Source organism: Actinophytocola sp. NPDC049390 (assembly GCF_044466355.1).
GTDB lineage: Bacteria > Actinomycetota > Actinomycetes > Mycobacteriales > Pseudonocardiaceae > Actinophytocola.
The window spans coordinates 415558-436778 of sequence record NZ_JBITMQ010000003.1; the positions used below are offsets into that span (position 1 = coordinate 415558).

General features: G+C 71.9%; 13 protein-coding genes and 2 pseudogenes. 5 read left to right on the plus strand and 10 right to left on the minus strand.

The window, feature by feature from the left end; translation table 11 throughout:
* The first annotated feature begins 16 nt into the window (after positions 1–16).
* Positions 17–649 (plus strand): DUF4230 domain-containing protein, encoded by a 633-nt coding sequence (locus tag ACIBVP_RS12950; protein ID WP_396106265.1) that lies wholly within the window; start codon positions 17–19, stop codon positions 647–649.
* Positions 650–1064: 415 nt separating this feature from the next.
* Here the strand turns inward: ACIBVP_RS12950 and ACIBVP_RS12955 are convergent, their stop codons facing one another.
* Positions 1065–2288, minus strand: a complete 1224-nt coding sequence (locus ACIBVP_RS12955; protein WP_396106267.1) for a YncE family protein — start codon at positions 2286–2288, stop codon at positions 1065–1067.
* A gap of 128 nt (positions 2289–2416) precedes the next feature.
* On the opposite strand from ACIBVP_RS12955, the gene ACIBVP_RS12960 reads away from it, so the two are divergent.
* On the plus strand, positions 2417–3505 hold the full coding sequence (locus ACIBVP_RS12960) for a PucR family transcriptional regulator (RefSeq protein ID WP_396106268.1): 1089 nt from the start codon (positions 2417–2419) through the stop codon (positions 3503–3505).
* Here the strand turns inward: ACIBVP_RS12960 and ACIBVP_RS12965 are convergent.
* Positions 3485–6181 (minus strand): hypothetical protein, encoded by a 2697-nt coding sequence (locus tag ACIBVP_RS12965; RefSeq protein WP_396106269.1) that lies wholly within the window; start codon positions 6179–6181, stop codon positions 3485–3487. The two genes, ACIBVP_RS12960 and ACIBVP_RS12965, sit on opposite strands and share 21 nt — an antisense overlap.
* A 181-nt stretch (positions 6182–6362) precedes the next feature.
* On the opposite strand from ACIBVP_RS12965, the gene ACIBVP_RS12970 reads away from it, so the two are divergent.
* Positions 6363–8855 carry an FAD-dependent oxidoreductase gene (locus tag ACIBVP_RS12970; protein ID WP_396106270.1) on the plus strand — a complete coding sequence of 831 codons (2493 nt, stop codon included), beginning with the start codon at positions 6363–6365 and terminating at the stop codon, positions 8853–8855.
* A 1-nt stretch (position 8856) separates the two neighbouring features.
* Here the strand turns inward: ACIBVP_RS12970 and ACIBVP_RS12975 are convergent.
* The 3 genes and pseudogenes from ACIBVP_RS12975 to ACIBVP_RS12985 form a co-directional block, all read right to left on the minus strand.
* A pseudogene (locus ACIBVP_RS12975) lies at positions 8857–9575 on the minus strand (SDR family oxidoreductase).
* Positions 9576–9648: 73 nt separating this feature from the next.
* The gene (locus ACIBVP_RS12980) at positions 9649–10455 is read right to left on the minus strand and encodes a helix-turn-helix transcriptional regulator (RefSeq protein WP_396106271.1); all 807 of its coding nucleotides are present in this window, start codon (positions 10453–10455) and stop codon (positions 9649–9651) included.
* Positions 10456–10539: 84 nt separating this feature from the next.
* Complete coding sequence (locus ACIBVP_RS12985; protein ID WP_396106272.1) at positions 10540–12024, minus strand: long-chain fatty acid--CoA ligase; 1485 nt, start codon at positions 12022–12024, stop codon at positions 10540–10542.
* Positions 12025–12389: 365 nt separating this feature from the next.
* Here ACIBVP_RS12985 and ACIBVP_RS12990 point away from each other — a divergent pair.
* A pseudogene (locus ACIBVP_RS12990) lies at positions 12390–13438 on the plus strand (MFS transporter).
* Here the strand turns inward: ACIBVP_RS12990 and ACIBVP_RS12995 are convergent.
* From ACIBVP_RS12995 to ACIBVP_RS13015, 5 genes are all read right to left on the minus strand, one after another.
* Positions 13389–14237, minus strand: a complete 849-nt coding sequence (locus ACIBVP_RS12995; RefSeq protein ID WP_396106273.1) for an SAM-dependent methyltransferase — start codon at positions 14235–14237, stop codon at positions 13389–13391. The pseudogene ACIBVP_RS12990 and the gene ACIBVP_RS12995 overlap by 50 nt on opposite strands.
* Before the next feature lie 64 nt (positions 14238–14301).
* Positions 14302–15798 carry a serine/threonine-protein kinase gene (locus ACIBVP_RS13000; RefSeq protein WP_396106274.1) on the minus strand — a complete coding sequence of 499 codons (1497 nt, stop codon included), beginning with the start codon at positions 15796–15798 and terminating at the stop codon, positions 14302–14304.
* A gap of 60 nt (positions 15799–15858) precedes the next feature.
* On the minus strand, positions 15859–16044 hold the full coding sequence (locus ACIBVP_RS13005; RefSeq protein WP_396106275.1) for a hypothetical protein: 186 nt from the start codon (positions 16042–16044) through the stop codon (positions 15859–15861).
* A 148-nt stretch (positions 16045–16192) separates the two neighbouring features.
* Entirely contained in the window at positions 16193–18487 is a 2295-nt protein-coding gene (locus tag ACIBVP_RS13010) for a M20/M25/M40 family metallo-hydrolase (RefSeq protein WP_396106276.1), read from the minus strand.
* Between the two features lie 94 nt (positions 18488–18581).
* Positions 18582–19742, minus strand: coding sequence for a M20 family metallopeptidase (locus ACIBVP_RS13015; protein ID WP_396106277.1), 1161 nt, complete (start codon positions 19740–19742; stop codon positions 18582–18584).
* Positions 19743–19803: 61 nt separating this feature from the next.
* Between ACIBVP_RS13015 and ACIBVP_RS13020 the strand changes: the two genes are divergently transcribed.
* A complete protein-coding gene (locus ACIBVP_RS13020; RefSeq protein ID WP_396106278.1) occupies positions 19804–21189 on the plus strand; it encodes a PLP-dependent aminotransferase family protein in 1386 nt (461 codons plus the stop codon).
* Positions 21190–21221 lie beyond the last annotated feature (32 nt).

Consider the following 21221-nt stretch of genomic DNA (forward strand, 5'->3'; position numbering starts at 1 on the left):
GGAACGGGAGGTCATCGTGACGGACAGTCCACTGTGGAAGACCGGGCGGCTCGTGCTGGCCGTGGTCGTCGTCGTGGCCGCGCTGATGTGGCTGGTCGCCCAGGTGCCCGCGCTGAACCCGTTCACGACCGAGACGAAGGACCGCACCGGTCCCGCCATGCTCCAGTCGGTCCGCGACCTGAGCCAGTACCACGCCGCGGAGGGCGACTTCCAGGTCGTCGTCGACGTCGAGCACGACGTCGCGTGGGTGCCGGACTTCATCGCCGGGAACCGCGCGCTGTTCGTCGCACGCGGGTCGGTGAGCGCGTACGTGGACCTCGGCAAACTGTCCGAGAAGGCGCTCACCGTCGACGAGGAGCGCAGGACGGTCGAGGTCCGCCTGCCAGAGCCGAAGCTCGCCAGGCCGAACATCGACCAGGAGCACACCTACCTGTACTCGCAGGACCGCGGCGCGTGGGACCGCGTCAAGTCGCTGTTCGAGGAGTCCGACCAGCGCGAACTGTACGTCCTCGCCGAGAAGCGGATCGACACGGCGGCCAAGGAGGCCGGCCTGACCGCGCGCGCCGAACGCAACACCCGCCAGATGCTGTCGGGCATGTTCACGTCACTGGGCTACAAGGCGACCTTCCCCGGCGCCGACCGCACGTAGCGGTTGAGTGCCCTGACGCTTTCGGGCCGTTGAGCCTGATTCCGCCGATGATCATGTTCGGTTGTGTGCGGGGTGGGTCGGGTTTCCCTCCAGGGGCCTCGCCGGACGGGCTGATCTCGGGGAGGGGGCTTCCGAGTTGGTCTCGGGGTTCTTTGGCATGGACGGGTGGCCTGCCCTCCCGTCGACCTCCCTCCGGGCTATCACACCGCGTCAAGGGGCCGTGCTTATGGACGGGGTGTTTCGGGTAGGGCCCCTTGACCGGTGTGATCGGGCTTCGCCAGGTCGACGGGAGGGCAGGCAGCCGTCTTTGTGGGCTTGCGCCCGGCTTGTGCACGGGGGCTGGCCCGCTTCGCGGGTACCGGGCGCTGCGCGCCCGGTCGGGGATGTCCTGAAAGCGTTTTTCAGGGCATCGCTCCTAGGCCGTCGTGCCGGTCCAGGTGGTGGGGATGTGGCCGATGCGTACGCGCTGTGGGTGGTCGCCCACCGGCACCGACGCGATCTTCCTGCCGGTGGCGAAGTCGATCGACGTGACGCGGTCCGAGCCGCTCTCGGAGATCACGCACGCGCTCCCGTCGCCGGACACGGTCGCCCAGTACGGCTTCGACGCCGTCACCAGTGGGCCCTCGGCCAGCGTGGCACGGTCGACGACCGTCGCGTAGTCGTCCATCGTCCCGGCCACGCACAGCTTGGTGCCCGACGGGTTCACCGACAGGCCGTGGTGGCGCGAGTCGTTGATCCACGTGGTGCGGTCCTCGCTGGTCGCGGGGTTCTTCGGCAGCGTCTTGTCGCGCGTGACGCGGTCGGTCGCCACGTCGTACTCCAGGAACCCGTTGTAGAACGACACCTGGAAGTACAGCTTCGACCCGTCCGGGGAGAACACCGCGGGCCGCACGGCGTCCGACAGGTCGTCGCGGCCGAACGCGTCTAGCCGCTGCCGCATGTCGATGACCTTCACCTGCTGGTACGTGGTCGCGTCGGCGACGGTGATGCGGCGGTCGCCCTTCGTCCAGTCCAGCCACGGGTCGTCGAGCGCGGTGTTGACCTCGCCGATCGACATGTTCCACACGTACCGCCCGCCGCCGGTGAACACGTTCTCGTGCGGCTTGTCGCCGGTGCCGAACGAACCCAGCTGCCTGCCGGTCGTGATGTCCAGGACGTGCACGTTGTTCGACGTCGACGCGGACACCGCGACCTTCCTGCCGTCGGGGGAGACGGCCATGTGGTCGGCGCGGAAGCCCGACACCGGGAAGCGCCAGTTCACGCCGCCGTCGGCGAGGTCGATCGACACCACGTCGGCGAAGCTGGGCCGGGACACGACGACCGCGGACCCGTCGGGCGTGGTGTACATGTCGTCGACGAACTGGTCGTGGCCCTCACCGACGGTTTCGCGGATGCCGAGGAAGTAGGCGAGCTTGACCGGGTCGAGGTAGATCTCCCGCAGCCGCTCGTCCTTGTCGGGGATGACGTCGATGCGGCCGATCCTGGTGAGGTCGGGTGTCGAGGCCACGACGTCGGCCGTGCCCTCCCAGTTGTTGCCGACGAGCAGCACCTCCCGCAGCGGTTCCGCGGGGGCGGCGGGTGCGAACACGGTGATCGACACGGCGGCGAGCGCGGCCGCGAGCAGGGGACGCCACGTCATCGAAGCCTCCGGGCAGGGAGTGTTACCGTTCGGTAGCTCTCAGCAAACCAGCGGGTCGCGCGGGCGCGGTAGGCGTTGACCGCCAACGCGCACCACGCCGGTTGTGGTTCGCGCACAAGGCGGTGCAGATGGACGCACTCGGGGTCGTGCTGAAGTCCCTCGCGGCCGACCCGGCGCTCGTCGACGAGGTGGTCGCCGCGGCCCGCGAGGCGTCGCCGGAGGTCGCGCGCCTGCCGGAGGCCGAGAACCGCCGCCACATCGCGGTCGTGGTCGCCGCCGCCATCGCCGCGGTCGAGGACCCGGCGGAACCCGGCGACGAGGTGTTCGCGGCGGCCGAGGCGCTGGGCGCGGACCGTGCCGCGCAGGGCATCCCGCTCGAGGCGCTGCTGCGTGGCGTGCACGCCGGCCGTACCCGCGCCGTCGACATCGCGGTGGCACAGGCCAACGCCGCGGGCGTCCCACCGGAGGCGATGCTCGACGCTCTGGTGCGGTTCAGCCGGTACGCGGGCGCGCTGGAGCGGCACGTGATCAGCGGCCACCACCGCGCGGAGCTCACCGCCCGCGACGCGCACACCCACGTGCTGCGCAGGCTCCTGCACGGCGCCGACCTGGCCGACGAGGAGATCGCGCGGGCGGGCCTGCGCCCGGACGGGCGATACCACTGCGTGCTGACGGATGTCGCCGACCCGGTGCGTGCCCGGACGCTGGAGCGCCGGCTGGCGGCGTACGGCGGTGTCTTCGGCCTGGTGGAGGGGCGTCTCGCGGGGCTGTCGGTGCGGGCGCCGGTGCCGGCGGACGTGCCGGACCTCGTCGTCGTCGCGCCCGCCGCCGCGCTGGACGAGGTCCGTTCCCGGTACGACCTGTGCCTGACCGCCGTCCGGGCCGTACCCGGGACGCGTGGCGTGCGCCAGCTGACCGACCTGGCGGGGGAGACCGCGCTTGCCGCACAGCCACTCCTGGCCGAACTGCTGGCGGCGGAGTACCTGGGCGCGCTCGACCGGTCGGATCCGTTCCACCGCCAGCTGGTCGGCACCGGGATCGCGTACCTCGACCACGGGCAGCGCCTTGACCAGACGGCCGAGGCGCTCCACGTCCACCCCAACACGGTGCGGTACCGGCTGGGCAAGCTCGCCGAGCTGACCGGTGCCCGCCCGACCCCGACCACGGTCCCGGAGACCCTCCGCTGGTGGTGGGCGCTACACACCTGGCTCGGCTGACCGCGCCGCGGCCGCCATCCGGGTGAACACCCCCGGCTTCGGCAGCGCCTTCGCGAACGTCTTCTGGCGCTCCTCGACCGCGACCCCACCCAGGTCGTCGTCGAAGACGTCGGCGAGCGCCGTCCACAGCCGCTCCCGGTCACGGCACAGCCTGCCGACGGCCCTGGGCGACGTGAGCGTCACGTCGAAGCCCACGAGCAGCGCCGACTGCCTGACCGCCACGCTCCACACCGAGCCCATGGCGTTGTCGCACCGCGGCCCGTCCCGCGGTCCGCGGTCGAGCTCGTGGAGCGCCCGCGCCAGGAAGGCCATCCGGTCGTTGCAGTTGTCGATGTACTTCTCGGAAACCTCGTTGATCATCTCGATCGAGTCGTTCATCGCGGAACGCAGGTCGCGCAGCGCGGTCTCGCCCACCGCGTTGGCATAGCGGGTGTAGAGCCCCTCCTGGCTGAAGGTCGGCAGACCGGGCGCCGCGTGGCCGTCGTGGAGTTCCTCGGCGAGGAAGAGGTCCGCGTCGTGCCGGGTGCGCCAGTCGCGGTGGCTCACCGACAACCGGGCGACCTGCCGCCACGCGCCGCACTCGAGCGCGTGCCACGCCCCGAGGTCCACCGGGGTGCCATCAACCACCTGGCCCGCCTGGCCCGCCCGGCTCGCCCACAGGTCCGCCATCCGGCGCGCGATCCCGGCGATCAGGCCGACCTGGTAGGACACCAGCTCCCACACGTGTGTCCGCCGTGGACGCAGCGGCACCGGCCGGGTCGGCGAGAACGTGACCATCTCGAAGTTGCGGAACTCCGGTGTCCCGCGCAGTGACTCGAGGTCGGGGTCCTCGTAGAGCAGCCACGACCGCCGCTGCGCGAGGTAGCCGCTGTGGCTCCCGGCCGCCGCCCGGTGGAGGTGGCTGATGGCGAGCTTGCGGAACGGGGTCCGTGAGTCGTCGACGGCGCGTTCCTTCGGTTCGAGGAGCGGCAGGGCGCAGACGCACGCCACGTTGTAGTGCTCGTGCCAGCTCGCGTGGCCGAACCGGGGGATCAGGGCGTCGATGGCCCTGCGCAGGCGTTTCTCGGTGGCCGGCCACTCGCGTTCCGCGAGGAGACCGGTGAGCCACGGCGGGGAGGACGCCCACTTCCACACCCGCTGGTACCGGATCGGCGTCTTCGCCGCCGCCTGCGCCATCGCGCGCCGGAGCACGGCCCAGATCAGCGAGACCTGCAGCCCGCGCAGGGTGACGATGTTCGCGGAGTCCCGCTGCGCGACGCGGCGGATCCAGCGGGAGTAGCGCGGGTAGTCCGCGATCAGGCGTTCGAACTCGTACTGGCCGAGCGTGCACAGGTACTGGCGCAGGACGGCGGCACGTTCCTCGCGTTGTTCCGTGGTGTAGGTGCTCAGCTCCGTCGTCCGCAGCACCTCCTCGCGGGTGAGCTCCGTGAACGGCAGGCATTCCTCCCGGACGAGGGCGCCCACGTCGTAGCGGTCGAACCTGCGCCGGGCCATCTCCCGCAGGTACCCACGCTGGCGCTGGCGCGCGTTCCAGTGCGGCACGTGCCCGCACTCGCGTTCCCGGAGCCACCACTGTGCTGCGATCCGGTCGCCGTGGCCGAGCATGAGCGCGTGCCGGAACCGGGCGACGAGCAGCGCGACGCCCTGGTGGCGGTGCGCGCGCGACCGTTCCTCGCCGAAGTCCGCGCCGTTCCACCACCTCGCGAGCCCGACGTTGCCTCGGCTGCAGATCGTGATCACGTCGTCGTAGGTGACGAGCGCGTCGAGGTGCATGTTCAGCCGTTCCTGCAGCTGCGCGATCTCCAGCCGGATGTACACGTTGGCCGGGTCCAGCCGCAGCGCCCGGTAGAACTCGGAGAGCGCCTGGTCGAACCGGCGGTCCGCCTGGAACTGGTGCGCGCGCTGGTAGGCGTCGAAGAGTTCGGTGGGGAAGGCGTAGCCCCACCAGCTCGCCCACTGCGGGCGGCGCTTGCAGATCCGGCTCCGCGGGAAGATCTGCGCGGCGACGGAGTTCGCCGCCCGTTCCAGCACCCGGTCCCAGGTGGTGTCCTCGATGATCAGGGGCGCGGCCGCGAACTTGGGCAGCCGCATCAGCTCGACCACCAGCTTCGGCCGGTCGGAGTCGGCGACGGTGCCGGTGACCCGGTACGCCGCGGGGGGTCGCAGCAGTCGCAACGCGCGTGCGGCGACCTTCCACCAGCTCGCCGCGGCCGCCTCGCCCACGTGCTCCACGACCTGGAGGAAGTCGTACGAGCCCGCGGCGCCGGGCAGTGCGGCCGGACTGTAGATGCGTGACTCGGTGAGCTTGCGGGTGAACCCAGCGGTCAGCTCTCGCGTGGACGGCGCGGTGCCCGTGCGGTTGTCGGTGAACTCGGTGACGTCGACGTGCAGGCCCCGCAGCGCGCTGCCCTCGATCCTGGCGCGCCCGAACGAGTACATCGCGAGCAACGCGGTCAGCACGAGCAACGCGGGCTGGACGACCACCCATGTGACCGTCGTGGACACCGCGGTGGGCGCCGCGGGCGCCGGGCGGTCCGACACCAGCAGGTACGGCCCGACGATGAGCGCCGCACCCGCGAGCACGCACCCGGCCAGGCCGAACCACCACAGCCACGGCCGTGCCTTGGGCAGGTCGGCGGTGGTCGCCCGCGCCGCCGGATCGCCGGTCCTGGACATCGGAGCCCCTTGTGTCCTCGGTTCCCGAGGGATCGGGTCGATCAGGGCGACCGTTAGCGGCTCCGTCGCGTTGTCCAGGAACTGTCCTTCGCTCCCGCAACTTTTGTTGAGCCTGAACAGACTTTCGTTGTTACCGTGCGAAAGGTTGCGTGCTCGGCCAACGGCGGCGGAAGGCGGATCCATGGACCTCGAATTCTCCCGGCGGACCGCCATCGCGGGGGCCGGTGCGGCCGCGATCCTCCTGACCGCCGGTGGCACGGCAGAAGCAGGCCCGAAAGCCCCCGGCCTGCGCTACTACTACCCCGTGTCGCCCGCTCCGGGGGAGATCCGCACCGACGTCTGCGTCTACGGCGGCACGTCGGCCGGTGTCACCGCCGCCGTGCGGGCCGCGCGGCACGGCCGTTCCGTCGCGCTCGTCGTCTTCGGGCGGCACCTCGGCGGTCTCACCGCCTCGGGCCTCGGCGCCACCGACTCCGGCCGCATCGAGGCGATCGGCGGGCTGTCCCGCGAGTTCTACCGCCGCGTCGGCGCCCACTACGGCAGGCCGGAGGCCTTCGGCTTCGAACCGCACGTGGCCGAGAACGTGTTCGACACCTGGGCCGCCGAGGCGGGCGTACTGGTCCTCCGCGAGCACCGTCTGTCCTCAGTGGACATGAGCGGTGGCCGGATCACCGCCCTGCGCACCGAGAACGGCAAGGTGTTCCGCGCGAGGGTCTACATCGACGCCTCCTACGAGGGCGACCTCATGGCCAGGGCCGGGGTCACGTTCACCGTCGGCCGCGAGGGCAACGCCGCCTACGGCGAGACCCTCAACGGCGTCCAGGTCCGCTCCGGGCACCAGTTCCAGCGGCCGATCGACCCCTACCGCACGCCCGGCGACCCCACCAGTGGGCTCCTGCCCGGCGTCCAGGGCGACCCCGTCGGCGACACCGGCGCGGGCGACCGTCGCATCCAGGCCTTCAACTTCCGTGTCTGCCTCACGAAAGCCGCCGACCGGCGCCCCTTCCCGCGGCCACCCGGCTACGACCCGGCACGCTACGAACTGCAGCGCCGCTACATCGCCGCCGGGGTCTGGGACGCCATGCGCCTCAACACCCCCATGCCCAACGGGAAGACCGACCTCAACAACAACGGCGCCGTCAGCACCGACAACATCGGCCGCAACCACCGCTGGCCCGAGGCGGGTTACTGGGAACGCGAACGGATCTTCGCCGACCACGTGACCTACCAGCAGGGCCTGCTGCACTACCTCGCCAACGATCCCGCCGTGCCCGCCGCGATCCGGGCCGAGGTGAGCGCGTGGGGCCTGCCCGCCGACGAGTTCGCCGAGACCGGCGGCTGGCCGCACGAGCTGTACATCCGCGAGGGCCGCCGCATGGTCGCCGACTACGTGGTGACCGAGCACGACTGCCGCTGGGCCCGCACCGCCCCCGACCCCGTCGGCCTCGCCTCGTACACGATGGACTCGCACAACTGCGCCCGCGTGGTGATCAACGGGCTGGCCCGCAACGAAGGCGACGTGCAGGTGGCGCCCGCGGGACCGTACGGGATCTCCTACCGCGCGATCGTGCCGCGGCGTGGCGAGTGCGCGAACCTCGTGGTGCCGGTGGCGTTCTCCGCGTCGCACATCGCGTTCGGGTCCGCGCGCATGGAGCCGGTGTTCATGCTGCTCGGGCACGCCGCGGCCACCGCGGCGCACCTCGCGCTCGCCGACGGCCGCGCCGTGCAGGACGTGGACTACCCGACGCTGCGGCGCAGGCTGCTCGCCGACGGCATGGTCCTGACCTGGCCGCCGAACCAGGGCCCGGTCACCCTCGACGCACCCGGCGCCCCCGCCGCGGGGACGCCGTTCCCGGCCACCGCGACCGTCGTCAACCGCGAGGGGGTCGCGGTGACCTCGGTGGCGCTGGGGCTGACCGTCCCCTCGGGCTGGGCCGCCACACCCGGCGAGCAGACCACGCCGTCGCTCGCCGCCGGTGCCACGTTCACGGCGGACTGGACGGTGACCGCCTCCGCGCCCGCGCAGCTGCTCGAACCGGCACGGCTCGCCGCCACCGTCAGGTACACAGTGGACGGTCAGGCGCTGACGTTCGAGCAGGCGAGGACGGTCACGGTGGTCGAGCCGGTGGCCGCGCCGCTGCGGACCGCGGCGACCACCGAGGCCTACTTCGGGCAGCGCGGCGACCAGCTCGCCGTCCTCGCGGGCGGGCGGGACATGTGGACCGGCATCGACGAGTACGGCGCGATCTACCAGCCCGGCGTGGCCGCGACCGCGGCGGCGGTGACCCTGGTGTCCCAGGCGGCCACCGACCCGAACGCGCGCGCGGGCCTGGTGTTCCGCAACGACCTGGGCACCCGCTCGACCGGTTACGTCGCGCTGGTCGCCAAGCCGGCCAACGGGTTCCTGCTCCTGTGGGACGCCGACGAGGACGGCACGCTCGACGCGGTGGCCCGGCTGGAACTGAACCCGACGCCGTACCCGGCGCGGCTGCGGCTCACCCGCCAGGGCACCACGTTCACCGGTGACATCAGCACCGACGGCGGCGTCACCTGGCGGCGCGTGGGCACCGCGACCGTGCCCTCCGCCGCCGCGGCACAGGACGTGGGTGTCGTGGCCTGTGCGCACTCGACCACACCGGGCCGTGCGTTGTTCAGCGGCCTGGCGGTCACGTGAGTCAGCGCTGGCGGGCCGGGCGGATCACCAGCTCGTTCACGTCCACGTCCGCGGGCTGGTCGACGGCGTACGCGATGGCGTCGGCGATCGCGGACGGCGGGATCGTCTCCGCGCGGTAGGTGCGCATCATCTCCCGCGCGCCCGGCTCGGTGATCGTGTCCGCCAGCTCCAACGCGACCACCCCCGGCGAGACGGTCGTGACCCGGATGCTCGGGTCCGCCTCCTGGCGCAGGCCCTCGGTGATCGCCCAGGCCGCGTACTTCGTCGCGCAGTACACGGCGGCCGTCGGCACCACCTCGTGGGCGCCGACCGACGCGACCGTCACGAAGTGGCCGCTCCGGCGGCGCTGGAAGTGCGGCAGTGCGGCGGCGATGCCGTTCAGCAGGCCGCGCACGTTGACGTCGACCATCGGTCCCACTCGTCGACGTGCAGCGAGTCCAGCCGCGACAGCGGCATGACACCCGCGTTGTTCACCACGACGTCGACGCGCCCGTGCCGGGTGACGGCGGCGTCGACGCACCCGGCGACGGCGGCGCGGTCGGTGACGTCCAGCCGGGCCGCCTCCGCCGACCCGCCGTCGGCGCGGATCTTGTCGGCCAGTTCGGTGAGCCGGTCCACCCGGCGCGCACCCATGACGACGTGGTGCCCGGCCGCCGCGAGGCGCACGGCGGTGGCCTGCCCGATGCCGCTGCTGGCACCGGTGACGATGACGATCTTCATGTCGGTTTCTCCTTGCTCAGGGCAGGGTTCGACGCGCCACGTGCTCGCACGCGGCGTTCGGTGGGTGAACGGGTTACGCGGTCAGGCTGCCCAGCAGGGCCAGCGTCTCCGCCGACGGGCTGCCGGGTTCCGCGTGGTAGACGACCAGCTGCTGACCGGGTGCGCCGTTGACGGTGAACGCCTCGTACGACAGCGTCAGCTCACCGACGAGCGGGTGCCGGAACCGCTTGGTCTCGTTCTTCTTCCGCCGGATGTCGTGGCGGGCCCACAGCCTGCGGAAGTCCGCGCTCTTGACCGACAGCTCACCGACGGTCTCGATCAGCCGCGGGTCGTCCGGGTCGAGTCCGGCCGCGGCACGCAGCCCGCCGACGGTGTTGACGGCCACGTGCTCCCACTCGGGGTAGAAGTCACGCGCGTCGGGGTCGAGGAACACCAGCCGCACCAGGTCGTCGCTGTGGGTGTGACCGGCGAACAACGCCCTGCCGAGGTCGTTGCCCGCCAGGACGTCCAGACAGCGGCCCAGCACCACGGCCGGGGTGGTCGTCCAGGCGGCCATCATGCTCGTCAGCGCCGGGCTCACGTGCTCCCGCCGCCTGCGCCGGGCTCTCGGCCGGGGCCGGGCCAGTGCGTGCAGGTGGGCGGTGGCGTCCTCGTCGAGGGCCAGCGCGTGCGCGAGCGCGTCCACCACCTGCGCCGACGGGTTCCGTTCCCGGCCCTGCTCGAGTCGCACGTAGTAGTCGCTGCTCACGCCGGCGAGCATGGCGACCTCCTCGCGGCGCAGGCCGCTCACCCGGCGCCGCCCGCCCGGCTCGAGGTCGACGTCCTCGGGCCGCACCAGCTCGCGCCGCGCCCGCAGGAACTCACCGATCGCGTTGTCCACGTCTCCGAGGCTAGCGCCGGGACCAGCGGTGATGGTGGCCGTGCCACACCCACCCAGGACCGCGCCGGATACCTGGTCCTCGCGTCACGACCGTGGTGGCGGCTCCCCGTAGGTCGCGCGCAGCGCGCTCTTCAGCAGCTTCCCGGACGCCGTGCGCGGCAACTCGGCCGCGAAGACGACCGACTTCGGGATCTTGTACCGGGCGATGCGGCCGTCGAGGAACCCGAGCAGCTCCGCTGGGGCGACCTCGTCACGCGCCACCACGATCGCCCGGCCGACCTCGCCCCAGCGTTCGTCCGGCACGCCGATCACCGCGCAGTCCCGCACCGACGGGTGCCGGTGCAGCGCGTCCTCGACCTCCGCCGGGTAGATGTTCTCGCCGCCCGAGATGATGACGTCCTTGACGCGGTCGCGGATGTAGAGGAAGCCCTCCTCGTCGGACACCGCGACGTCGCCCGTGCGCAGCCAGCCGTCGGGCGACAGCACCGCGGCGGTCTCGGCGGGCTTGCCCCAGTAGCCGGTCATCACGTTCGGGCCGTGCAGCACCACCTCGCCCGGCACCCCCGCTGGCACGTCGGCACCATCGGCGTCGAGGACACGTACGTCGGTGAAGAAGCACGGGGTGCCCGCCGAGCCGACCTTGCGGGTGCTTTCCGCCGCGCGCAGGAACAACGCGCTCGGTGACGACTCGGTGAGTCCGTAGCCCTGCAGGAACACCAGCCCGCGTTCCTGGTAGGTGGTGATCACGCTCGCGGGGACCGGCGCGCCGCCGCAGATCAGGGTGCGCACCGGGGAAAGGTCCGCGTCTGTCCACTGTGGAGTGTTCGCGATCGCCTGGAACATCGCCGGAACGCCGAACAGGTACGTCACCCGCCTGCGGGCGATCGTCTCCAGCGTGCGCACCGGGTCGAACGTGTCCAGCACGACGGTGCCGCCCTTGAGGAACGTCGGCAGCACCGTCTGGTTGAGGGCGGCCACGTGGAACATGGGCGCGTTCACGAGCGTCACCTCGTCGTGCGCGATGTCGACGTCGATGAGCACGTTCACCGTGTTCCAGTGGATGTTGGCGTGGGAGAGCGCCGCGCCTTTCGGTCGGCCGGAGGTGCCCGAGGTGTACATGATCATCGCCACGTCGTCGGGCGCCACGACTTCGTCGACGGGTGTGGCGGCCGCCGCCGTGACCCGTTCGGAGTACGCGGCGGGGTCGAGCACGTGCGGCACGTCGGCCGTCAGCGCGTGGCCGGTTGCCCGCACGAGCACGGAAACGCCGCTGTCGGTGAGGATGTGGTCGAGTTCCGGGACGGCCAGCCGGGTGTTGAGCGGCACGAAGATCGCGCCCAGCATGCCGGTGCCGAACATGGTCTCGAGGAACCGGGGCTCGTTCGGGCCGAGGTAGGCGACCCGGTCACCCTTGCCGACGCCGAGCGCCGTCAGCACGTGCGCCACCCTGGTGGCTCGCTCCCACAGGTCGCGGTAGGTCGTTTCCCGGTCGCCGTGCACGACCGCGACCCGGTCCGGTGACATCCGTGCCCGCCGCGCGGCCCATGAGCCGATGCCCTGGTCACGCATTGGTCTTCCTCGCCATGGCTGACTCCCGGATCGCGTCGTCGTCGGCCTTTCCGGTACGCGACTGTAGCCGCACGTCCCCCGTGAGCGGCAGGTCCGCACCCGCGCCGGCGCGGTTAAATCCGTTGGTGCACCGGCTCTTGCCGCCGGTACGGTGTCGCCCCGTGACGAGCCCCGAGTCGGACAGAGCGGAGCCGCCGGTCGTTCGGCGGCGCCTCGGTTGACCTGACCGCCCCCGCACGGGGTGGCTTCGACGCGCGTGCTCAGCGGCCGGACCTGGCTTCCCTTCGTCCGTTCTCCCGTTGGAGCGCTCGTTGTTCGTCCACATCCTCGGCCTTGCCGTGTTCGCGCAAGGCACCTCCGAGTTCATGTTGTCCGGGCTGGTGCCCCCATCGCCGGTGACCTCGCCGTCCCGGTGGGGGCCGCGGCGACGCTGACCTCCGCCTACGCGGTCGGCATGGTTGTCGGGGCGCCGGTGATGGCCGCGCTCAGTGCCCGCTGGCCGCGGCGCCGGGCCCTCGTGGTGTTCCTCGTCGCGTTCGTCGTCGTGCACGTCGTGGGGGCGGTGACCGGGGACTTCGCCGTTCTGTTCGCCACCAGGGTGGTCGCCGCCGTCGCCAACGCCGGGTTTCTCGCCGTCGCCATGTCCGTTGCCGGGGCGCGCGGAGCGGCGGTGCTCGTCGGTGGCGTGACCTTGTCGTGTGTCGTCGGCGTGCCCGCGGGGGCGCTGCTCGGCCAGTTCTTCGGCTGGCGGTCGGCGTTCTGGGCCGTCGCCGCGTTGTCCGTGCCCGCGCTCGCGTTCGTGGTCCGGTCGGCGCCCACCGAGCCCGCGGCAGCCCGTGCGGTCGACCTCGCCGACGAGGTCCGCACGTTGCGGTCGAAGCCGCTGCGGCGCACGCTCCTGCTCGGCGCCCTCGTCAACGGCGCCACGTTCGCGACGTTCGCCTACCTCGCGGTCATCGCGACCGGGGTGGCCGGGCTGCCGACCGGGGCGGTGCCCGCGTTGCTGGCGGCGTTCGGTGTCGGTGCGTTCGCCGGGGTCACCGCACGGGTTCCCGACCGATGGCTCACCGCCGGGTTGTTCGTGCTGCCCGTCGGGTGGCTGGCGCTCGTGCTCGTGAGCGCCCATCCCGTGCCGCTGTTCGCCGCCACCGCCGTGCAGGGCGCGTTGTCGTTCGGTGTCGGGTCGGCGCTCATCACACGCGTGCTGCGGCTCGCGCCGGACGCGCCGTCACTCGGTGGTGCGTTCGCGACCGTCGCGTTGAACGTCGGTGCCGTCGTCGGGCCCGCGTTGGCCGGCGCGGTCACGGAAGCGACCGGCGACCACCGGCACGCCGTGTGGTTGAGCGTGGCGGCGAGCCTGCTCGCTACAGCTTGCGCCCCACCGCGCCGACGATGCACCGCGCGGCCCCGCTGATACCACCGAGCCGGGGCCCGTCCGGCCACCACAGGTCGCATGGTGCGAGGCCGGGCGGGTCCTGGACGTTCGGCGTGACCAGTTCGAGGCCGTCGAGCATCGCCATGATCTCGTCGCGCGTGCGGAAGCGGCCCGCGCCGAGCGGCCCGTTGACGAGGATGTTCTCGATGCGTTTGGCGATCGGCGTCAGCTCGGGGGTCTCGGGGTCGATGAAGTGTGAGAACACCACGTAGCTGCCGGGGGCGAGCGCGTCGATGTACTCGCGCATGATCTCTGGGGCGCGCTCGTCGTCGGCGACGTGGTGCATCGTGCCGACCTGCAGCAACACCAGCGGCTTGGCGAAGTCGACGACGCTGCGGATGGTCACGTCCTCGAGCACCTGCCGCGGCTCGAAGATGTCCGCGCCGATCATGCGCACGCGGAAGTTGTCCTCCAGCAGGGCACGCCCGTGCGCGAGCACCACCGGGTCGTTGTCGATGTAGACGACCCGCGCCTCGTCGTTGTACCGCTGCACGATCTGGTGCGTGTTCTCGGCGGTCGGCAGCCCGGAGCCGCAGTCCAGGAACTGGTCGATGTTCGTCTGCGTGAGGAACCGGCACGCGCGGTTCAGGAAGCCGCGGTTGCCTCTCGCGATGTCCACCGCCTCCGGCACGGCACTACTGATCTTGACCATGACCTGCCGGTCGACCTCGTAGACGTCCTTGCCGCCCAGGAAACCGCCGTAGATCCTGGCGATGCTCGGCCGCGTCGGATCGACCCCGACCGGCACCTGGCTGGGTGATGTCGCATGCGTTGTCATCGGGGAAACAGAGTAGTCCCTCGACGTGGTCGAAGGACTCACGTCACTCGTTTGGGGGAGAACGTCAGGCCGGGTTGCTCGACAGGAGCGTCGAGGTGTCGATCAGCCACGTGCCGTTCTGGTTGACCAGCGTGTACCGGTGCCGTTCGCGCTTACGGGTGCCGTCGTTGAACGTGTACAGGATGGTGACCTCGACGGTCGCCGGGCCGGTGGTGGTGACTTCCGAGGCGGACACGGAGCGGATGGAGGCCCACCAGTTGTCGAAGCTCTCGCGGCCCTTCGCGCGGCTCTGCTGGAAGCGCGGCGTGAGCCGGTTCCAGGCCTCGTCGCGGTTCGCGGGCACCATCGCGTAGTAGGCGGCGATCGCGGCGCCGGGATCGGCGGGCTGTTGTGACGTGGTCGTCGTCGTGGTTGTCGTCGTGGTGGTGGTCGTGGTCGTCTCGTCCGACGTCGACGGCTCGGTGGTCGGCGCGTCCGTCGTCGTCGTGGTGGTCCCGTCCGACGGCGATGCCGCGGTGGACGGCGTGTCGTCTCGGTTGATCAGTGTGGTCACGAGCGCGGCCGCCACCGCGACGACGAGGAGCACGGCCGCGAACAGAACGGCACGGCCACGTTTGCCTGTCCGCTGGGTCGGCGGTGCCGCGGCGGAGGGTGCCGCGACGGGCGTCGGCGCGGCCGCGAGCACCGGTGCCGGTGTCTGCGCCGGGATCGCCGCGGGTGCCGGGGCGGGTGCCGGGGCGATCGCCGGGATCGGTGTCTCGTAGGTGACCCGGGCGAGTGCGTCCCGCGCCTGCACCATCGTCGGCCGCTGTTCGGGGTCGGCGTTGAGCAACCACAGGAGGACGTCGGTGAGCGGCCCGGCCTTGGTCGGCGGTGTGATCACACCGGACGAGATCCGGTACAGCTGCGCCATCGGGTTGGTGTCGTTCCCCGACGGCGGCGCCCCTTCGACGGCCGTGTACAGGGTCGCGCCGAGCGAGTACACGTCCGACGCGTAGGTGGCGGAGTTCCCCTTCGCCACCTCGGGCGCGAGGTACGCGGGCGTACCGGCGAACGTGCTGGTGAGGGTGCCCCCGATGTCCTCGGTGACCCGCGCGATCCCGAAGTCGGTGATCTTGACCGTGCCGTCGTCGCCGACGAGCACGTTCGCGGGCTTGACGTCCCGGTGCACCACTCCGGCCGCGTGCGCGGCCGCCAGCCCGTCGGCGGCCTCGGCGCCGATGCGCGCCACCTCGTCAGGCGGCAGCGTGCCCAGCGTCGACAAGTTGTTCGACGGCAGGTACTCCATGATCAGGTACGGCTGCCCGTCGTCCTGGACGACGTCGAACACGGTGATGAGCTGTGGGTGCTGCAGCCTGGCCGCGATCCGCCCCTCCCGCATCGTGCGGCGGATCATCTCCTCGCTTTCCGAGGAGGTCAGCTCGGCAGGCACCATCACCTGCTTGACGGCGACCTTGCGGCGCAGCCGTTCGTCGTAGGCCTGCCAGACGACTCCCGTGCCGCCACTGCCGATCCGCTCCACCAACCGGTACCGGCCCGCGATGACCTGCTCGTCGCTCATCTCTCCCCGTCTCGCCCCCACGCCCCTATGGATAGCACGAGACCACAGGGCAGCTGACGACTACACGCGCGGAGCGGGGACGTCCGGGAACGCCTCCGCCGCGCTGAGCCCCAGCATGTCGAGCAACTCGGCACAGTCTTCCGCGTCCCGAGCCGCCGACGCGACCGCGACAACGGCACGCCTGCGCTGGTCAGCGGACAGATCGACAGCGGTGAGCTGGTAGTCGATGACTTCTTTGGTAGGCATGGGCGCTCTGTACCCGCCCACACCCCGCGCCAAACCGTGTCACAGTCCGTTTCGGTGTGGCGCGCGGGGGTGGGCGTGACGTTCCCCGCACCGCTCGCGGTCCCCGTCGAGTTGTCGGATTTGCGAGGTGAGCGTGGATGTTCGGCGGTCACAGGCTGTAGGTACGGGCCACTGCAGTCACCCCACCGTCCTCTCGTGTGCTGTGGGTTGTCGTGCTGGGACGCGGCGTGGTCTCGGGCAGGCCCGGGGTTTCGTCGATGGCGGTCAGCCGCACGCGCTCGCCCGTGGTTTCGACGGTGATCGTCGCGCCGTCAGCCGGGAGGTCCCGAAGACGGATCTCGGAGGGCCACGTGTTCTTGCGGGTGCCCGTGACCGTCGTGGACACCGGTGGCTCGCCGGCGATCTGTGCCGTCGCCTTCGTGATGGGTGTGTCCAGCCGCAGGGTGACCGACGGGGCGTCGCGCGTGGAGCGGACCGTGAAGGTGATCGTCGTGCCGGTCCTGCTCACCGCGGTGACGTCCGGGCCGGTGGCCTCGATCGCCAGGGCTGACCCGGTCCACAGTGTGCCTCGCCGGTAGCCCGGGGGCAGGGCGTCGGTGTTCTGGCTGTCGACGTGCTCCGACGTCCATTCGCCCGGTGCCTCGTCCGCGCTCACCCAGCTGGCCTCGCCGGTGTCCGCGTTCAGTACGTACGCCAGGTGTGTCGGCGCCGGATGCCCCGCGTCCGGGCTGTCGATCGCCAGGCCCGCCGCCACCAGGGCCACGCTCGCCAGCAGCGCTGTGGCCGGAACGGTCGCGATCAGGCGCCTCGACGGTGCCGCCGGCAGCAGGAGTGCCACCGCCGGCAGCAGGAGCAGGGCGAACAGGACCGCGAACACCCCGCCCACGCCGGCCAGCGACAAGCCCACCGCACCGAACACCATGTAGGCGAAGTACGGCAGCACGGCACTGCCCACCACCAGACCCGCGGCCAGCGCCCCCACGGACCACGACGGCCGCTTCACCAGCAGCGCGACGACGGCCCCCAGAGCGGCCATCAACGCGGGCGCGGTGAAGAGGAACGACGCTCCCGGTGCGTACGCGGCGCACACGACACCGAGCAGCACGTGCCACGTCAGGCCGCCGATCACCAGCGCCACCGCGCCCAGGCGACGGCGCAGCAGCAGGTACCACGCCAGCAGCGCCGCGACGCCCGCCACGATCACCGCCACGTTCACCGCCGTCGGCCGGTGCAGCAGCCCGCCACCGGACTCATAGGACGGTCGGGCCCACGTCAGCACGCGCCACACCAGCTGGCCCAGCGCGAACGCCACCACCAGCGGCACCGCGACCGACACCGCGCTCACCGCGACCCTGCCGACGGTCGTCAGCCCGCGCCTTCTCGCCAGCCACGTCAGCAGTCCGAGGACCGCCAACGCCACCACCGCGAGCGGCCACACCAACCCGTTGGGGTAGCTGATCTTCAGGCCCAGCACGTCGAAGTACGTGTCGTCGTGGTCGGCCGTGAGCGTGCGACGCAGGTCGGTGTCGCCCAGGGCCTGCGCGAGCGCCAGCATGTTCTCGCCGTGGTGCTGCAGGCTGCCCCGGTCCAGGTTGGCGATCGAGTCGCCCGCCGTGTGGTACTTGGCCCCGCCTTCGATGTAGGCGAAGTTCATGCCACTGAACCCGGCGTCGGCGAGCACCGAGAAGTCGGTGTCGTTCGGCAGCAGCCGGTACACCTCGACCATCGACGAGTCGCCCCTCGGGTGCGGAACGGTGTCGTTGAACAGCTCCACGAGCCCCGCGTTGTTCCGCGATGTCTCGAACATCAGCGACGGACCGCCGACCCCACGTGCCTCGAAGTTCAGCACCACACCGCCGCGGCCGCCCAGCGGGTGCTCCCGCACGAACGCCTCGGCGCCCAGCAGACCGTTCTCCTCGCCGTCGGTGATCAGCAGCACGAGGTCGTTGCGCAACCGGTCACCGGTGCGCAGCGCCCGCACCGTCTCGAGCATGGCGGCCACCGCCGCGCCGTCGTCCGACGCGCCCGGCCCCATCGCCGCCGAGTCGTGGTGCGCGGCCAGCACGACCGTGCCCGAGGAGTCGGTGCCCGGCAACGTCGCCACGATGTTGTCGACCCGGCCGAACGTCGCCAGTCCGCTGGACGCGCGGACACCCACCGCCTGCTGCACGGTCACCGAAAGGCCCGCCGCGCGTAACTCGTCCGCCAGGTAGCGCTCGGCGCGTGCGCTCGCGGCGCTGCCCTGTGGGCGTGGTTCGCGCGCGAACTGCTCCAGGTGCCGCATCGCCCGCTCGGCGCTGAACGTCGACGATGGCGCCGATGCCGGCGCGGGCGAGATGCCGCCCTGGAGCAGCGCGGTGCCGGTGATCACTCCTGCCACCACCAGGAGGAGCACCAGGCCCGCCAGGACGCGACGGGGTGAGTCGGGGAGGTTGATGTTCACGGACGCGACGGTATGCGGCGGCGGAGCCGACCGAAATGATGTTGACCACAAGGTTTTGCTGTGGAGATCCACAGTTTGTCGACTGTGGAGATCCTCAATCGGCCAGTACCGCGGGCAGCGACGTGAAGAACTCGGCGGCCCGCTCCAGCGCGAGCACGTCGACGCGCTCGTCCGTCTGGTGCGCGAGGTTCGGGTCGCCCGGGCCGCACAGGAGGGTGGGTACTCCGGTGGCTGGTTGCAGGATGGAACCGTCCGAGAAGTAGCTCACGCCACGGACCGCGGCGGGCCGGCCCAGCACGGTGTCGAGCACTCCGGTGGCGGCCCGCACGAGGGGTTCGTCGAGGGACGTGCCGACGGCCGGGTAGTCACCCGTGACCGTCATGCGCGCCCGGAAGCCCGCATGGGTGGCGCCGAGTTCGTCGAGCAGTCGCTCGACGCGGGCCACCAGGGCCGGGTGTTCGATGCCGGGCACCGTCCGCACGTCCACGCGGGCGGTGCACTGGTCGGGAACGATGTTCACGACCGAGCCGCCTTCGATCGTGCCGACGTTGAGCGTGGCGCCGCCGAGCAGCGTGTGCGCCGGCAGTTCGGCGTCGAGCGTGCCCAGGCGTGCCAGCAGGCACATCATGTGCGTGATGGCGTTGACGCCCTGGTCGGGCATGGCGCCGTGCGCGGCCCGGCCATACGTCGTGAACTCCAGGAACAGCGCCCCCTTGTGGGCGACCACGAGGTCCAGGTCCGTCGGTTCGGCGATCACCAGGTTCGCGACGCCCGCCATCGCACCGGCGTCCAGAGCGGCGCGTGCGCCCGCGCAGTCGACCTCTTCGCCAACGGTGCCGAGGAAGTGCACGTCTCCGGGCAGTGCCGCGCCCGCACGGGCGAGGGTGGCCATGCCGACGATCATGGCGGCGAGGCCGCCCTTCATGTCGACGGCTCCGCGGCCCCACAGCACGCCGTCGTCGTCCACCTCCGCGGCGTGGGGCGGCCGGGTCCATGGCGAGGAGCCCAGCGGCACGGTGTCGAAGTGCCCGCAGTACATGAGCGGAGCCCGTGCACCCGTGCCCGGGAGCACCAGGTGCAGGTTGGCGCGGCCGTCGTCGAGAGGGGACAGGTGCCCGTCGAGCCCGAAGCGTTTTCCGTACGCCAGAGCCACTTCCGCGGCCGCCAGTTCGTTGCCCGGCGGGTTCACCGTGTCCACCCGGAGGAGCTCACGCGTGAGTTCGAGTACTTCGCGACGGTCCGGTGAGATCAGCACGTACCCCACTGTGACAAACTTGGCTGGCTCTGAACACAGCCAAGTTGGAGGTGTTGGCCGGATGGGCCCGGACCGGCTGGCGACGCTGCTGGAGCCGTGGCTGGGCAGTGGTGTTCCCGTCTACGTCGCCGTTTCCGCCGGGGTCCGCGGCCTCGCACTCGACGGCCGGCTGCCGGTCGGCACGCGGCTGCCGTCGGAGCGCGCCCTGGCCGCGGCCCTGAACGTGAACCGGACGACGGTGAGCGCCGCGTACAACGTCCTGCGGCAGGAGCGCTACCTGCGCAGCGCGCACGGCGCGGGCAGCCGGATCAGCCTGCCGACGACACCCGCCCAACGACCGGACAGCCGGCCGGGAGAACCTCGCGAGGTCCTCGATCTCACGGTGGCCGCACTGCCCGCGCCCGGCCAACTGCCCGGCGCGGCGCGGGCGGCCGCGGCGGACCTCTCGGCGCAGCTCGCCGGCCACGGTCTGCACCCGTTCGGCCTGCCCGCGCTGAGAGCGGCGGTGGCCAGGCACCTCACCGGCCGGGGCCTCGCGACCGACGCCGAGCAGATCCTCGTGACCAGCGGTGTCCTGCAGGGCTGGAACCTCCTGCTGCGCGCGCTGAGCCGCCCAGGTGCTCCGGTGCTGGTGGAACAACCCACGTACCCGGCCGTTCTCGACGCCGTGCGCGCCCACCACCTGCACCCGGTCGCCCTCCCGGTCACGGCCACCGGTTGGGACCGCCCCGCCGCGGGTGTGCCGCTGGCCCACCTCACCCCGGACGGACAGAACCCCACCGGACGGGTCGCCGACGAAGCGGCCCGCGAACAGGTGCTCGGCGGCCTGCGGGACGCGGTCGTCGCGGTCGACGAGACGTTCGCCGATCTGGTGCTGGACGGCCCCGCGCCAACGCCGTGCGCCGTCCTGCGCCAGGACGTCGTCACCCTCGGCTCGATGAACAAGGCGTTCTGGGCGGGGCTGCGCATCGGCTGGGTACGTGCCGACCCGGAGCTCCTCGCCCGGCTGGCGCAGGAGCGTGCCTCCGCCGACCTCGGCAGTCCGGTCCTGGACCAGCTGGTCGCGGTTCGGCTCCTCGCCGACGCCGACGCCATCCTCGCCGAACGCCGAGACCACCTGCGCCGCTCCCGCGCCGCCCTGGAGCAGGCCCTGCGCGACCGGCTGCCGGACTGGCGCTGGTCCTCCCCGAGAGCCGGCATGGCGCTGTGGGTAGAACTGCCCCACCCCAGCGCGACGCGCATCGCGTCGGTGGCGCTCGACCTCGGGCTTCGTCTCACCCCGGGGCCCCGGTTCACCGTGGACGGGACCGCGGACCGGTGGCTCCGGCTGCCCTTCACGCTGACCGCCCACCAGGCCGACACCGTCGTCGGCCTGCTCCGGCAAGCCGCGCTCCGGTCCACCTCGCCGTCGAGCCGGGACCTGCACGTCTCCCGCTGGACGGTCTGAGCCGCCACGCGGGTCGCGCTGAACCCAGGTGC

Coding starts and splice junctions, on each gene's coding strand:
- ACIBVP_RS12955 (WP_396106267.1), bottom strand. CDS start 2,288: ATGACGTGGCGTCCCCTGCTCGCGGCCGCGCTCGCCGCCGTGTCGATC.
- ACIBVP_RS12960 (WP_396106268.1), top strand. CDS start 2,417: ATGGACGCACTCGGGGTCGTGCTGAAGTCCCTCGCGGCCGACCCGGCG.
- ACIBVP_RS12965 (WP_396106269.1), bottom strand. CDS start 6,181: ATGTCCAGGACCGGCGATCCGGCGGCGCGGGCGACCACCGCCGACCTG.
- ACIBVP_RS12970 (WP_396106270.1), top strand. CDS start 6,363: ATGGACCTCGAATTCTCCCGGCGGACCGCCATCGCGGGGGCCGGTGCG.
- ACIBVP_RS12985 (WP_396106272.1), bottom strand. CDS start 12,024: ATGCGTGACCAGGGCATCGGCTCATGGGCCGCGCGGCGGGCACGGATG.
- ACIBVP_RS12995 (WP_396106273.1), bottom strand. CDS start 14,237: ATGACAACGCATGCGACATCACCCAGCCAGGTGCCGGTCGGGGTCGAT.
- ACIBVP_RS13000 (WP_396106274.1), bottom strand. CDS start 15,798: ATGAGCGACGAGCAGGTCATCGCGGGCCGGTACCGGTTGGTGGAGCGG.
- ACIBVP_RS13005 (WP_396106275.1), bottom strand. CDS start 16,044: ATGCCTACCAAAGAAGTCATCGACTACCAGCTCACCGCTGTCGATCTG.
- ACIBVP_RS13020 (WP_396106278.1), top strand. CDS start 19,804: ATGGGCCCGGACCGGCTGGCGACGCTGCTGGAGCCGTGGCTGGGCAGT.